This is a genomic window from Streptococcus sp. LPB0220 (assembly GCF_008727815.1).
GTDB lineage: Bacteria > Bacillota > Bacilli > Lactobacillales > Streptococcaceae > Streptococcus.
This window is the reverse complement of the sequence record NZ_CP044230.1, coordinates 915,894-929,998: the sequence shown is the minus strand read 5'-3', so window position 1 is coordinate 929,998 and position 14,105 is coordinate 915,894. Positions and strand designations below refer to the sequence as shown.

Sequence of the window (14,105 nt, the reverse complement as noted above, 5' to 3'; positions counted from 1 at the left end):
CTTTACTGATAAGATACTTCTATTATACTGCTTTTCCTTCAATATTCCTAAAATGAAGCAGGTATTTTGACGCAAATCCTTCTTTAGACCTAGCGAGCAAGGACGGTATAAGACGTCGCCTGGCTGATCAATGTTTGAGCTCGCTCTTGATCCTCTGCATTTTTAAAGGTCAGCTGCAAAATCCCGTGGATATCTTCACGATTCTCTTCATTGATATGAATATTAACCAAGGAAATCCCTTGTAAGAGTTGTAAGATTTCGAGGATCACACCTTCCTGATCGGGGACATCGATAAAGAGATCATAGGCACTATCGCGTCCAGCACGCTGATGGATTTGCATTTCTTTTCGGTGCTTCCGCCCTTCTTGGAAAAAGGACCAGATGGCCTCTTCGTTATCTGCTTGAATGGTCTCGGCCACTTGATCCAAACGCTCTTTGAAATCTGCAATCCGCTCTAATATCGCTTGAGTGTTGGACAAGAGAATAGAGGTCCACATGCCCGGCTCACTTTCCGCAATCCGTGTCATATCCCGAAAGCCACCAGCTGCAAAACGGCGGGTCATTTCATGCTCTTCCCCATAAGCTACGGCCTGCTCGACCAGAGTCGAAGCTAAAATATGAGGAAAATGACTGATCTGAGAGGTTATCCTATCGTGTTCCTCAGCATCGATTTCGATAAAGCGGGATCCCAATCCACTCAGAAGCTCTTTCAACTCTTCCATGGCACCCCCTGTCGTCAAGCTGGAAGGGGTAAAAATATAATAAGCGTTCTCAAATAAAGTGGCATCTGCTGCTGCAGCACCTGTCTTATGACTACCAGCCATAGGGTGTCCTCCCACAAAGCGTACATCCTTATCTGTAAACACTTTTTCAGCTTGTGCGACAATTTCTGCCTTGGTAGAGCCTGCATCTGTCACCAATACCCGGTCTTTCAAATGCAAGCTAGCTAAGGTTTCTAAGTAAGACTTGGTTTGCTTGATGGGAAGGGTTAAAATAATGATATCTGCTAAAGGGGCAAAGGCTGCGAAATCATCCGTCACCTGATCCACCATTCCTCTTTCAAGGGCGATGGTTCGAGAGGCTTCACTACGATTGTACCCAAGAACAGTCACGTTTGGGTGGGCCCTCTTAATGCCAAGCGCAAGTGAAGCACCAATCAAGCCCAAGCCTGCAATATATACAACTTTCTTCTCCAAAGGAAAACTCTTTCTCTTAAAAATTCTTCGTAAAGTCCCGGTGCTTAGCAACGGCTTCTTTCAATTCTTCCAAGTTATCGGATGAGAATTTTTCAAGCACTTCTGTAGCAAGGACTGTTGCGACCACTGCTTCCATTACCACACCTGCAGCTGGCAAAGCCGTTGGATCGCTGCGCTCAACTGTTGCTTTATAAGGCTCATGGGTTTCAATATCCACACTCATCAAAGGTTTGTAGAGGGTCGGAATAGGCTTCATGACGCCACGAACCAGAATGGGCTCACCATTGGTCATGCCCCCTTCAAAACCTCCAAGATTATTGGTGCGACGGGTATAGCCAGTGTCCTGAGACCAGATGATTTCATCCATGACTTGACTACCTTTTAGGCGACCTGCGTCGAACCCAAGACCAAACTCCACTCCCTTAAAGGCATTGATAGAGACCACTCCTTGAGCGATTTTGGCATCCAATTTCTTGTCCCATTGCACATAGGATCCTAGTCCAACAGGCACACCACCAACCAAGGTTTCCACAATTCCCCCGATGGTATCCCCATCTTTTTTCACTAGGTCAATGTAAGCCTTAACGGCTTCTTCTTGTTCTGGCACCACGATCGAAACTTCCGACTGACCTGCCTTTTCCTTGATTTCTGAAACAGTTAGATTCTCGGGAATTGCAATCTCGATTCCCCCAAAATTCACAATGTGGCTGGCCACTTCAAGGCCGATTTCTTCTAAAATCCGTTTAGCAACTGCACCAACGGCTACACGCATGGTTGTCTCACGGGCAGAAGAACGCTCTAAGGAATTTCGGAGATCATCAAAACGATACTTAATTCCTCCGACTAGATCGGCATGACCAGGACGTGGCTTGGTGATCTTACGTAGATTTTTCTGTTTCTCTTCTACCGGTGCTACATTCATGATCTCCAGCCATTTTTGGTGATCCAGATTGGTCACATTCAGAGTAATCGGACCTCCTATAGTCAAGCCATGACGGACCCCTGATGTGATCTCGACCCGGTCACTCTCAATTTTCATCCGAGCACCGCGACCATAGCCACCTTGTCGACGTTTGAGCTCTTTATTAATATCCTCTTCAGATAAAGGAAGGCCTGCCGGAACCCCCTCGATGATGGCTGTTAGTCGAGGCCCATGGGACTCTCCTGCTGTTAAATATCTCATACGACCTTATTCCTTTCTTTCTAAAAAGTCCTTCATTTCTTGAAGAGGGATTTGATGAATCGCTGCTTGCCCCAACTCTGGAACAATGACTAATTTCAAGTTCGTCCCACGTGCCTTTTTGTCATGGGTCAAGGCTTGATAAAGGGCTTCTTTATCCCAGTTCTCATAGGTCACAGGAAGGCCAAATTTCCGGCACATTTCTTCGATTTTTTTAGCGATTCCCTTTGGCATCAGGCCCTTTTCTTCTGCAACTCGGGACAGCTGCACCATGCCTATACTAACGGCTTCCCCATGCATAACCTGTCCATAACCAGCTGTCGCTTCAATGGCATGCCCGATCGTATGACCAAAATTGAGATACAGTCGAATACCATTGTCCAGCTCATCTGCCACAACATGGTCTCGCTTCACCAAGCAAGAATGAGAAATGATGCTCTCTGCATGCTCTAAAATACTCTGGACAGAACCATCCATGGCTTCCAATTCTTCCCAGAGTTCCGTATCTTGGATGAGGCCGTACTTGATGACTTCGCCCATCCCCTCGATCAATTCACGTTGCCCCAACGTGCTCAACACTTCAGGATCAATAAACACACCATCTGGTTGAGCAAAGGTCCCTACCATGTTTTTGGCAAGTGCTGTATTGACTCCCGTCTTTCCCCCGATAGAAGAATCCACCTGTGCGGTCAAGCTAGTTGGGATCTGAACAAAGGAAATTCCCCGCATATAGGTTGAGGCAGCAAAACCAGCCAAATCACCAACTACGCCACCCCCAAGAGCGACGATTCCATCACTGCGCGTCATACCATGGGTAGCTAGAAATTCATAAACTTTTGAAACAGTGGTTAGATTCTTACTAGCTTCCCCTTGAAGAAACTCAAAGCGCACCACTTGAAAACCAGCTTTCTCAAGGCTCTTCTCTACGATTGAGGCATATAGCTTAGCCACGCGGTTATCGGAAATGATAGCGACTTTTTTATCGCCCCAAAGAGTGCGCAACCAGTCTCCAACCTGGTTGAGACCACCTCTTTCAATCACAATATCATAGGAATGTCCTGGAATAGGTACCGATACGTTCATAGGAATCTCCTTCACGTTTTTCTTTGATTCTATCTTATCATGAAATAGGGCACATGTCTCAATCAAAATGAAAAAGAGACTAGAGCAAGACTGTTTTTTAAAAAATCAGTTCCTGTTCTAATCTCATAAAGCTTTTTCAATAGGAAAATGTAAAACCCTCTCTTAGTCACATACAAATTGGCGATATTCTGTTGTCAATGCTTCCCATACAGACTCTGTAGGAAATACTTTCCCAGTCATTAATTCAAAGGCTGCTTCAGCTTGATAAAAGAGCATTCCCAGCCCATTTACCCTCTGGTTTCCTTGATTCACTGCTAATTGCAGAAAGGGGGTCACTGCCGGATAGTAGGCCATCTCTACGATTAAGGCATGTGGGGGAAAGGTCAAGTGACTCTCTATTGGAAGAGACTGACCATCCATTCCAACACCAGTGGCATTTAAGATGAGATCAGCTTGATGAAAAGAGTTTTGAACATCTTCATCTTTCTCAATCGCATACAATTCTATCAAGAAATCAAAGCCTTCTTCAACCAACTGAACTATTGAACGATAATGAACCAATCTTTCCTCTCTCACAAAGACAAGGATACGTTTCACACCTAGATGAATCGCCTGTGCAATAATCGCTAAAGCTGCACCACCTGCACCTAAGAGAACCATTGTTTTTCCCTTAATAGAGAAAGCAGGAGGTAAACTACGAAAGAAACCAATTCCATCCGTATTATAGCCTTTAAGCTTGCCATCACGGTGAACAATGGTATTGACAGAACCGATCTTTCGGGCCATCTCATCCACTTCATCTAGATAAGGAAAGACCTTCTGCTTATAGGGCATGGAGATATTGGCCCCAATCATATCTAACTTACGAATTTGGCTGATGGTGCTTTCTAAGTCTTCTTCAGCAATATCCCAAGCTAGATAAGCAGCATTGGTCGCTGTTAATTCATAGGCTAGATTATGAATGAAAGGAGAGATACTATGACGAATCGGATGGGCAATGACCGCTGCCATCCGAGTATATCCGTCAATCTTCATTTAATAACTCCCGAATTCTTCTCATATTTTCAAGAGGAATTTGACCTGGGGCACTTTCATCTCCGACTCTAGCATAAGACCAGGAAGAACCTGTCAAATCAGCTGTCAAGCGCGAAATCTTCCCGACCTTGCCCATGGAAATGGTTACATATTCTTGCTCAGGGTTCAGTGTCTTGAAACCACGCGTATAATTCATCAAGTCAAGAACATCTTGTTCATTGTGGGCCATGACAGATACTTTGACTAATTTTGGAGAAAAGCTGGTCAATTCCGATAAGATCTCCATCATATTTTCCGGAGTTTCTTGGAAGTTATGGTAGCTGAGAACAAGATTTGAAAATTCCAACATCTCTTCAAAGACTTCACGGTGACTATAATACTCGAAATCGATATAATCCGGATGATAGATGGATTGAATATCTTTCAGGATTCCAACATATTCTTCATTAGTCAGCTCCATCTCTCCACCTTCAGCTCGAGTCCGCAAGGTGAATAAAATCTCGCGTCCAGCAAATTTCTCAAAAACTGCAGGAGCAACGGTTAAGATCTCGCTTTTTTCTAAAAAGTCCGCACGCCACTCAATAACATCTGCATCCTCGTAACGCGAACTATCTAGTTGTTGCGCCTCTTCTAAGGAGCGAGGCATAATCGAAACAACTAATTTCATACATCCACCCTAATCGTAAATACTTTTAAGTAATTACTACTTTCTTCTTTCTTGTTCCATCGAAAATCTCCCGGAAGTCCGTATTCCGCTAGATAGCGATGCTTACGGCCTTGAAATCCCTTTTCGATTTGTTTTTTAAATTTTTCTTTGTTCACATTTGCCGCATTGGTACTGAGAATCAAGATCCCACCTGGATTTAAAATCTCGAGTGCCTCGCTGACCAATCGATGGTAATCTTTAGCGACTGAAAATGTCCGTTTTTTATTCCGCGCAAAGCTAGGCGGATCAAGCACGATCACATCATAGCTTAGGTCATGGCGTTTGGCATATTTGTAATAGTCAAAGACATCCATCACGACAAAACGATGAGCATCCAACGCCAAGCCATTTGCCACAAAATGCGCTTCTGATAGTTCTCTACTTCTCTTAGCCAGATCGACCGATGTTGTCTCAACTGCTCCACCCATTGCCGCAGCCACAGAGAAGGCCGCCGTATAGGAGAACATATTGAGCAAGGACTTGCCAGCTGCTAAGCCCTCTACCAAGCTACCTCGAACTTCATGCTGATCCAAAAAAATCCCCGTCATCAAGCCATCATTGAGAAAGACTTGGTAAGAGACCCCATTTTCAAGAATCAAAAATTCTTGCGGAGCTTCTTCTCCATAGACATGAGCCGATTCATAGTCCAAGCCTTTAAAGCGAATCTTTTCATAGCCACCTCGGACTTCTGAAAAAGCTTCTTGAAAGGCCGCTAGAATGGTTTCCTTGATCTGAAATACGAAGGGATTGTACCAAGAAAAGACAACAAACTCACCATACAAGTCAACCGTGAAGCCACCAAAACCATCTCCCTCTTGGTTAAAAAGACGAAAGGCTGTCGTCGTTTCATCCGCATAATAAGAACGACGGTATTGCTTGGCTTTGATGAAAAGCTTTTTAAAAAAGTCTTGATCAAAAGCGACCAACTCTTGTGAAACAAACCATCCAATCCCTTTATTTTGTTCAGATAAGTATCCGACCCCGAGGGATTGTCCATCTCCTGAAAGCAATTGAACCGCTTGATCCAAAGCGGGAAGTGAGTCAAAATCTTGCTTTTCAAGAAGGGATTGTCCTTGTTTGATTTTTGTTGCGACTTGGCGACTGACTGTGAGTTTTTTCATATCCTCTATTATAGCAAAAGTCTGCAGTTTTCACAAAGAGAGGCTTTATTTACTGGAACTTTTTTTACCGTTTTATCCTAGCTTTCATCATTTAGCTTCAAATGATATAAAATGCCGGATCTTTCCTATTTCTTTCCTCTCCTTTACAGTCATTTTTTTCTTTCTCCATAAAATTGTGGTATACTTGTATATGAAAATTTTTAGGAAATAAGACAAGGAAGTAACATTTTGTGAAAAAAATTACGAATTCGATACTCAATTTCATGAGTACCAGACTAGGATTTGTCTTGACCCTTCTGTTGCTCTACTGGTTCAAAACCATGTGGGCCTATTCAGTTGATTTTAATTTAGACATTCAGGGACCGTATCAGATTTTTCTAGCAGTGATCAACCCATTGCCGATCAGTCTGCTCTTCATTGGTCTTGCACTTTATATCAAACGAACCAAGCTCTTTTATAGTTTGGCCTTTGGGATCTACCTTCTCTTATTTATTTGGTTGATTTCCAACTCCATCTATTATCGAGAGTTTACAGACTTCGTAACGGTCAATACCATGTTGGCTTCCAGCAAGGTTTCTGCCGGTCTCGGAGCTGCTGCTTTAGAATTGTTCCGACCTTGGGATGTGATCTACATTCTAGATTTCCCTATTCTAGCTTTCTTCTTCTTTAAGAAATGGATTCGAATGGACAATCGTCCCTTCAATAAACGAGCTAGTTTTGCGGTTACCTCTTTATCAGCTATGCTCTTTTCGGCTAACCTTTTCCTCGCAGAAATTGACCGACCTGAGCTCTTGACTCGTGGGTTCTCAAACTACTATGTCGTTCGTGCCCTAGGCTTACCAGCCTTTCTAGGTTACAGTGCTAATCAGACCTATGCTGCCAACAAAGAACGTTCCAAAGCGTCCGAAGCAGATCTAAAGCCGGTAGAAGAATATATCCAACAGCATTATGCCAAGCCCAATCCTGAGTACTTTGGAATGGCAAAAGGCCGTAACGTCATCTACATTCACTTGGAAAGTTTCCAACAATTCTTGATCGATTACAAGTTGAAAGTAGACGATAAAGAATATGAAGTGACACCTTTCTTAAATTCACTTTACCACTCGAAGGAAACCTTTGCCTTTTCAAACGTCTTTAACCAAGTCAAGGCAGGGAAAACGTCCGATGCTGAGACCATGATTGAAACAGGCCTCTTCGGACTCAACCAAGGTTCCTTTATGGTGAACTATGGTGGAACCAATACCCAACAGGCTGCACCATTTATTCTTTCAAAAAATGGTTACAACTCGAGTGCTGTTTTCCACGGGAATGCTGGAAGTTTCTGGAACCGAAATACCGCCTATAAACAATGGGGCTACAATTACTTCTTTGATGCTAGCTACTTCACCAAACAAAACAGCAGCAATTCCTTCCAGTATGGTCTTAATGACAAATACATGCTCAAGGATTCCATTAAATACCTTGAAAGATTGCAACAGCCTTTCTATACGAAGTTCATTACGGTTTCAAACCACTATCCTTATACGACCAGCTTGTCGGGAGATGATCTTGGATTCCCACTAGCTAAAACACAGGACGAAACCATCAATGGCTACTTTGCGACCGCTAACTACCTAGATTCTTCGATCAAGGCCTTCTTTGATTACCTGAAAGAATCTGGTCTTTACAAAAATTCCATCATCGTTCTCTATGGGGACCACTACGGAATTTCAAACTCCCGCAACCCAGCTCTTGCTCCTCTACTTGGTAAGAACTCTGAAACGTGGTCAAGCTATGACAATGCCATGTTGCAACGCGTACCTTATATGGTAGTCATTCCAGGTATGGATAAGGGTGGCATCATTGATACCTATGGTGGCGAAATTGATATGCTCCCAACCTTGGAACATTTGTTAGGTATTGAATCCAACAAATTCCTCCAAGTTGGTCAAGATATGCTCTCTCCAGAACATGATCAAATCGTCGCCTTCCGCTCCGCTAACTACTTTGTTACTCCAGAGTATACGAGCTATAGTGGCCGGACCTATTACACCAAAACAGGTGAGGAAATCACGAACCCAGACGAAAAAACCAAGGAAGAACTGGACAAGATCAGGGAAGCTGCTAACCTGCAATTGAAGATTAGCGATAGCATCCAGACCGGTGATCTCCTTCGCTTCTTCAAGGGCAATGATCTTGGAAAAGTCAATCCAGATGATTATTCCTACACCAATTCCTTCAAGGCATTGAAGAAGATTGAAAAGGAAAAAGGTGACAAATCAACCAGCCTTTATAACCAACGTGGCAACCAGTCCACCGTTGATCTCTTCAAAGCACCAACTTATAAAGAATTGCACCCAGAAGACGATAGTTCTTCCTCAACAGAGACCAGTAGCAGTTCTTCTAAATAAAAAGAATCCCTGAGTTTAAAAACTCAGGGATTTTATGATTTCTTTAAAAAGAACTTAGTCTAGGACTTCAAAAACAGAAGCTGTTAAATTCTCCACGTAGAATGGTCGTTTATGACGACTATTCCCAGCCATCAATTTCAATTTATTTGAATTTTGGAGGTAGTAAGGAAGTCCGCTGGCGTTGAAGATGACCAAGTACTTCTTGTCTCCTGTTAATTCATAGATGACAAGGCCACTGGTATCAGTTGCAGATTGAATAAAGACTTGTTGGTAGATTTTATCATAGCTTTCAAGCCCTAAGACAGGAAGACTTGTCTTCAAGGCGATCAAGCTTCGGATATAGGCAATTGATTCCTTGTTCTGACTGACCAGATCCCAGTTGACCTGATTCACAAAATCTGGAGCATTGTAGGAATTCATGGCCCGTTCACGATCCAAAGGTGTGATTTCTCCATCAGGACCTGTCGCTACCAATTTGGTCCGCATAAACTCTTGACCCAATTGCATGAAGGCCATGCCCTGAAAGAGCAGATTCATGGCCGTAGCCAACTCTGAGCGCTTGACCAATCCTGCTACTTCTACATTCGGATGAAGGGTCTGAAGCAAGTCATAGAGATTATAATTATCATGAGCCTCCACATAATTCAAGACCTGATTGGGACTTAAATAATTGCCAAGCTCTGCACTACCTAGAACAGCACGGGCAACGATATTCTCCGTCGATTTTCGGCTGACAAAGCCACGTTTGATGGAACCATAAACCTCAGCCCCTTTAATGGCATCGCGCTCCGTATCATTAAAGAATCCAATTCTTGGCAATTGCGCTGCATTGTCCTTCTTAGCCTTGTCCTCTGGGGCGAGACCTGTTCCCATGTCCCAACCTTCTCCGTAAAGAAGAATCCGAGGATCCAGAGCGTCCATTGCCTCCCGAATAACATTCATCGTCCTTACATCGTGAATCCCCATCAAATCAAAGCGGAAGCCATCGATCTGGTACTCTTTGACCCAATGCGTGAGGGAATCAATCATGTACTTGCGGTACATTTCATTCTCACTAGCCGTTTCATTCCCAACACCTGTCCCATTTTGGAAGCGACCATCTGGCTCCATCCGGTAATAATAATCGGGCACTGTATTTTGGAAAGGACCATGTTCGGTCGAATAGATATGATTGTAGACCACATCCAAGACCACAGAAATTCCTGCCTCATGATAAGCCCGGATCATGGTTTTGAGCTCTTTCATGGTTTGTTTCGGATTGGATGGATCCGTTGAAAAGCTAGTTTCTGGTGCAGAATAATTCTGAACGTCGTAGCCCCAATTGTAGGTCACCTGGCCTTCATCGTCGTACTGTTTAAAGCGATCAGAGATGGGCTGCAGTTGCACGACATTGACCCCTAACTGACGGATATAATCAAAGGCAGTTGCATCGCCATGGCTATTGACGGTTCCTTCTTGGCAAGCCCCCAGATAGGTTCCACGCAGGACTTCGTCTACACCTGATGTCGGTGACTTGGTCAAATCCCGAAGGTGCATCTCATAAATCACTGCTTGACAAGGATTGTCCAAACGCCAAGGAGTCGCATCGGCTCCTTTTTTAGGACCCCAATCAAACTGACGATCTGCTCTTGAAAGAATGGCAGAGCGCATCCCGTCCGCTGTCGTTGCAATACTATAAGGATCGCGCGTCACTTGAGTATGGTGTTCAAAATGGACACGATATTGATAAGCCATGCCACTTAAATTTCCTAAAAAATCTAAAATCCAAACACCTTGAGTATTTTCTGGGTGGTAGCTAGACTCTTGTTTGCCACGTGTCATCGGCATGCTCTTCCAGATAGGCGCATCCAGCTCGGTTGATTGATAAAGCAACAATTCAACTTTCTTGGCAGTAGGAGCCCATAGTTTAAAGCAATGCTCCCCTTCTTCCTCCCGATGACCGAGCCATCCTTGATACGCCCATTTAGCATCAAACTCTCTAGGGCGCATCGCCATGTCATAGGCATGAGGCTGACGATGGCTGTATGCATGACTCGTCAAAGCAGCTTGCAAAGAATAATAGACTGTATCGTCTCCATCAAGAATCCACACTTCTCGAACATGCCCTTCTGGTAAAAGTTCGATTTCAAAGTCCCGGGTCTTAGTGAGCCAATCCCCTTCTTTAACCAGGACATGGCCCCGGTTCAAGGTATCCTCACTCTCGTATACCAGATTTCCCTCTACTCCAAAATAATCCAACTTGGAGAAAGAGACTGATTTTCCTTCTACTTGATCCTGCCACTGCCACATATCATAGGCAAAATAATTTCCTTTTTGCTTATGAAAATGAAGCTTTACATGGTATTGTCGCATAACATTTTCCTATTTCCAATTTAATACCGAAGGAACCATCCGCTTGTAAAACACGTACATGACTCCAACTATTGTTTTTACTCTTCAGATGGGTGAACCAAAGCATCGTTGTTGATTTCATCAATATTTGCAAAGAATTCCAAGTGATTATGGAAGACTTCCAATTCAACCGGCGTATCTCCCCCGTATTCCCCATCTAGATTGATGCGGAATGGTTGAGCATTTTTCCCTAGCATTTCGATCGTCAACTTCTTGGTCTTGAGATATTCTACATTTTCATCGTGCACATGCTTGCCTCCATTAATGGCCTGAATCATCAGGGACAACATGTTAAAGAGCTTAGCAGTTTTTACGATAATCAAGGTAAAGTTCCCATCATCAAGCTTAGCATCTGGCGCGACACTTTCAAAACCAGCAATCGAGTTGGTCAAGGCTACAAAAATCATAGACGCTGGCCCTTCAAAGACACCATTGTCGTGCTCAATCCGCACCTTTCGAGCCTTGTTTCGTGGCAACATTTTAGCAGCTTCTGCCACATAGGCAAAGTAACCCAAGCGAGATTTAACACTACTTGGAACACTGAAGGTCAATTCTGTCATGGTTCCTGCTGCAGCAATATTGATGAAATACTTACTACCATAGGCACGACCAATATCCATCTGAATGGTTTGATTCTTTTCGATAATGCGGGCAGCTGCCACAGGATCGCCCATCGGGATCTTCAAGGCACGCGCATAGTCATTGGTGGTACCGGTCGGGATAAAGGCCATCTGTGGACGATTTTCCAGACCTGCAACCCCATTGACCACTTCGTTAATCGTACCATCTCCACCAGCAGCAATGATTAAATCAAAGCCTGCTTTAGCGGCTCTTTCTGCTTCATTTTGGGCAGAAAATGGTTCTGGAGTCGTTTGATAAGCGCTGGTTTCATAGCCCACGTCTTCGAGTACGTCCAAGACTTCCGCAATATTTTTCTTGATAATTTCTTGCCCAGAGGTCGGATTATAAATTAAACGGGCTTTTTTGATTCGTTCTACCATAAAGATCCTCTATAAACTTTCAAGCCAGGCCTCATCTTCTACCTGGATTCCTAATTCTTGTGCTTTGGTTAACTTGCTACCAGCGTCACTACCAGCAACGACCAAATCTGTTTTTTTGGAAACCGATCCAGTCACCTTAGCGCCTAAACTTTCTAATTTTGCCTTAGCTTCTGAACGCGTGAGTCGCTCTAGCTTCCCAGTCAAAACGACTGTCATTCCTGATAGGGCCGCATCAGCAGCGACTTTCTCACCAAGATAAGCCATATTGACGCCAGCTTCTTTGAGCTCTTGCAATAGGCGCTTGGATCCTTCTTGTGCGAAATAACGCTTGAGGCTTTCAGCCACGACCATACCGAGACTGTCAATGCTGGCAATTCGTTCTGGATCAGCTGTAGCCAATTGATCGAGATCATGGAATTCTTGGAGCAAGATTTGACTAACCTTGCTACCGACATGGCGGATCCCCAAACCAAAGAGTAATTTCTCAGCTGAATTCTCTTTTGAAGCTTGAATGGCTTCATAGAGTTTTTCAGCAGATTTTTCTTTAAAGCCTTCTAAGGTCAATAGATCCTCGACTGTCAGACGATAGATCCCAGCTACATCCTCTACCAACTGAGCGGCGAAGAGTTTCTCTACAACAGCTGGACCCAAGCCTGTGATATTCATAGCATCCCGACTTGCAAAGTGGTTCAATCCTTCCTTGATCTGCGCTGGACAGAGTGGATTGATACAGCGAAGGGCCACCTCATCCTCGAAATGAAGCAACTCACTCTGACAGCTCGGACAATGAGTTGGAATAGCTAATGCTTGATCAGATACCCGTTTATCTTTGACGACACGCAAGACCGCAGGAATGATATCACCCGCCTTGTAGACGATGACGGTATCATCCTGATGAATATCTTTTTCAGCAATATAGTCCACATTGTGCAAGGTTGCCCGACTAACGGTAGTTCCTGCTAGCTGGACTGGAGTTAGATTGGCAGTTGGGGTCACAACTCCGGTCCGTCCAACCGTCCAATCCACCGATAGGATTTTCGCTTCTTTTTCTTCAGCTGGAAACTTATAGGCGACAGCCCATTTAGGGGCTTTAACAGTAAAGCCTAGTTCTTCTTGAACAGCTAGGTCATTGACCTTGATGACAATCCCATCGATATCGTAGGGAAGATCCTCTCGAAGCTGAGCTACCTTCTGGATGAAGTCCCAAATTTGTTCCATATCCTCAGCCAGCACTCGCTCTTGGTTCACGACAAATCCTAAGCGGGCTAATTTCTCAAGCACGCCTTCCTGACTGCTTTGGTCCGTCGGGCTCACTTCTTGATACAAGAAGGTTGCAAGATTTCGCTTGGCTACGATTTTCGTATCCAATTGGCGAAGCGTTCCTGCAGCAGCATTCCGCGGATTAGCAAACTCCGGCTCGCCGTTTTCTTGACGGATCTGATTGACCCGATCAAAGGAAGCCCGTGGCATATAGCACTCGCCTCGCACTGTAATGTTCACTGGCTCTGGTAACACCAAAGGAATATCCTTGACCCGCTTGAGGTTCTCTGTAATATCCTCACCAACAGAACCATCCCCACGTGTCGCCCCCGTTACGAGGACTCCATTTTCATAGGTGAGAGAAATGGACAAGCCATCGATTTTCAGCTCACATACATAGCTGATAGAAGGAAATTCCTTACGGACACGCTGATCAAAGGCTTCTAATTCTTCACGCGAAAAAGCATCCTGCAAACTATAATGGGGATACTGGTGCTGGTATTTGGTAAAACCTTTTAAAACCACCCCACCTACACGGTGAGTTGGACTCTCTGGTAAGATCTCATCTGGATGTGCGGTTTCTAGTTCCACCAACTCCCGATATAATTGATCATATTCACTATCTGAAACAGATGGAGCGTCTTTTGTGTAATACTCGTAAGCATATCGATTGAGTAATTCCACTAATTCTTTCATTCTGGTTTTCATGTTCTTATTTTATCATAAAATCTTAATTTAGCCT

The 14,105-nt window shown here is 44.1% G+C and carries 10 protein-coding genes; 1 reads left to right on the top strand and 9 read right to left on the bottom strand.

Going from position 1 to position 14,105, the window contains the following annotated elements; translation table 11 throughout:
- Nucleotides 1–89: 89 nt before the first annotated feature.
- From LPB220_RS04870 to LPB220_RS04845, 6 genes are all read right to left on the bottom strand, one after another.
- Nucleotides 90–1,196 carry a prephenate dehydrogenase gene (locus LPB220_RS04870; protein WP_150905883.1) on the bottom strand — a complete coding sequence of 369 codons (1,107 nt, stop codon included), beginning with the start codon at nt 1,194–1,196 and terminating at the stop codon, nt 90–92.
- Nucleotides 1,197–1,212: 16 nt separating this feature from the next.
- Nucleotides 1,213–2,379 carry a chorismate synthase gene (gene aroC, locus LPB220_RS04865; RefSeq protein WP_150905881.1) on the bottom strand — a complete coding sequence of 389 codons (1,167 nt, stop codon included), beginning with the start codon at nt 2,377–2,379 and terminating at the stop codon, nt 1,213–1,215.
- 6 nt (nt 2,380–2,385) lie between these two features.
- Nucleotides 2,386–3,459 carry a 3-dehydroquinate synthase gene (gene aroB / locus LPB220_RS04860; protein WP_150905879.1) on the bottom strand — a complete coding sequence of 358 codons (1,074 nt, stop codon included), beginning with the start codon at nt 3,457–3,459 and terminating at the stop codon, nt 2,386–2,388.
- A 162-nt stretch (nt 3,460–3,621) separates the two neighbouring features.
- Entirely contained in the window at nt 3,622–4,494 is an 873-nt protein-coding gene (gene aroE, locus LPB220_RS04855) for a shikimate dehydrogenase (RefSeq protein ID WP_150905877.1), read from the bottom strand.
- Nucleotides 4,484–5,161 (bottom strand): type I 3-dehydroquinate dehydratase, encoded by a 678-nt coding sequence (gene aroD / locus LPB220_RS04850; protein WP_003014374.1) that lies wholly within the window; start codon nt 5,159–5,161, stop codon nt 4,484–4,486. Before aroD ends, aroE begins: the two co-directional genes overlap by 11 nt.
- Nucleotides 5,158–6,321, bottom strand: coding sequence for a class I SAM-dependent rRNA methyltransferase (locus tag LPB220_RS04845; RefSeq protein ID WP_150905875.1), 1,164 nt, complete (start codon nt 6,319–6,321; stop codon nt 5,158–5,160). The genes aroD and LPB220_RS04845 overlap by 4 nt, the downstream gene beginning before the upstream one ends.
- A gap of 230 nt (nt 6,322–6,551) precedes the next feature.
- Here LPB220_RS04845 and LPB220_RS04840 point away from each other — a divergent pair, with 230 nt between their 5' ends.
- The gene (locus LPB220_RS04840; RefSeq protein WP_045759328.1) at nt 6,552–8,711 is read left to right on the top strand and encodes an LTA synthase family protein; all 2,160 of its coding nucleotides are present in this window, start codon (nt 6,552–6,554) and stop codon (nt 8,709–8,711) included.
- A gap of 54 nt (nt 8,712–8,765) precedes the next feature.
- On the opposite strand, the gene pulA is transcribed toward LPB220_RS04840, so the two are convergent.
- The 3 genes from pulA to ligA all read right to left on the bottom strand — a co-directional run bounded on the left by pulA (nt 8,766) and on the right by ligA (nt 14,071).
- Complete coding sequence (gene pulA, locus LPB220_RS04835; RefSeq protein ID WP_150905873.1) at nt 8,766–11,063, bottom strand: type I pullulanase; 2,298 nt, start codon at nt 11,061–11,063, stop codon at nt 8,766–8,768.
- A gap of 77 nt (nt 11,064–11,140) precedes the next feature.
- The gene (locus LPB220_RS04830) at nt 11,141–12,103 is read right to left on the bottom strand and encodes a diacylglycerol kinase family lipid kinase (protein WP_003006748.1); all 963 of its coding nucleotides are present in this window, start codon (nt 12,101–12,103) and stop codon (nt 11,141–11,143) included.
- Nucleotides 12,104–12,112: 9 nt separating this feature from the next.
- Nucleotides 12,113–14,071 (bottom strand): NAD-dependent DNA ligase LigA, encoded by a 1,959-nt coding sequence (gene ligA, locus LPB220_RS04825; RefSeq protein WP_150905871.1) that lies wholly within the window; start codon nt 14,069–14,071, stop codon nt 12,113–12,115.
- Nucleotides 14,072–14,105: the final 34 nt, after the last annotated feature.

Excerpts from the sequence above, each read along its gene's own strand:
- aroC (WP_150905881.1), bottom strand. The coding sequence starts at position 2,379 with ATGAGATATTTAACAGCAGGAGAGTCCCATGGGCCTCGACTAACAGCC.
- aroB (WP_150905879.1), bottom strand. The coding sequence starts at position 3,459 with ATGAACGTATCGGTACCTATTCCAGGACATTCCTATGATATTGTGATT.
- aroE (WP_150905877.1), bottom strand. The coding sequence starts at position 4,494 with ATGAAGATTGACGGATATACTCGGATGGCAGCGGTCATTGCCCATCCG.
- aroD (WP_003014374.1), bottom strand. The coding sequence starts at position 5,161 with ATGAAATTAGTTGTTTCGATTATGCCTCGCTCCTTAGAAGAGGCGCAA.
- LPB220_RS04845 (WP_150905875.1), bottom strand. The coding sequence starts at position 6,321 with ATGAAAAAACTCACAGTCAGTCGCCAAGTCGCAACAAAAATCAAACAA.
- pulA (WP_150905873.1), bottom strand. The coding sequence starts at position 11,063 with ATGCGACAATACCATGTAAAGCTTCATTTTCATAAGCAAAAAGGAAAT.
- LPB220_RS04830 (WP_003006748.1), bottom strand. The coding sequence starts at position 12,103 with ATGGTAGAACGAATCAAAAAAGCCCGTTTAATTTATAATCCGACCTCT.
- ligA (WP_150905871.1), bottom strand. The coding sequence starts at position 14,071 with ATGAAAACCAGAATGAAAGAATTAGTGGAATTACTCAATCGATATGCT.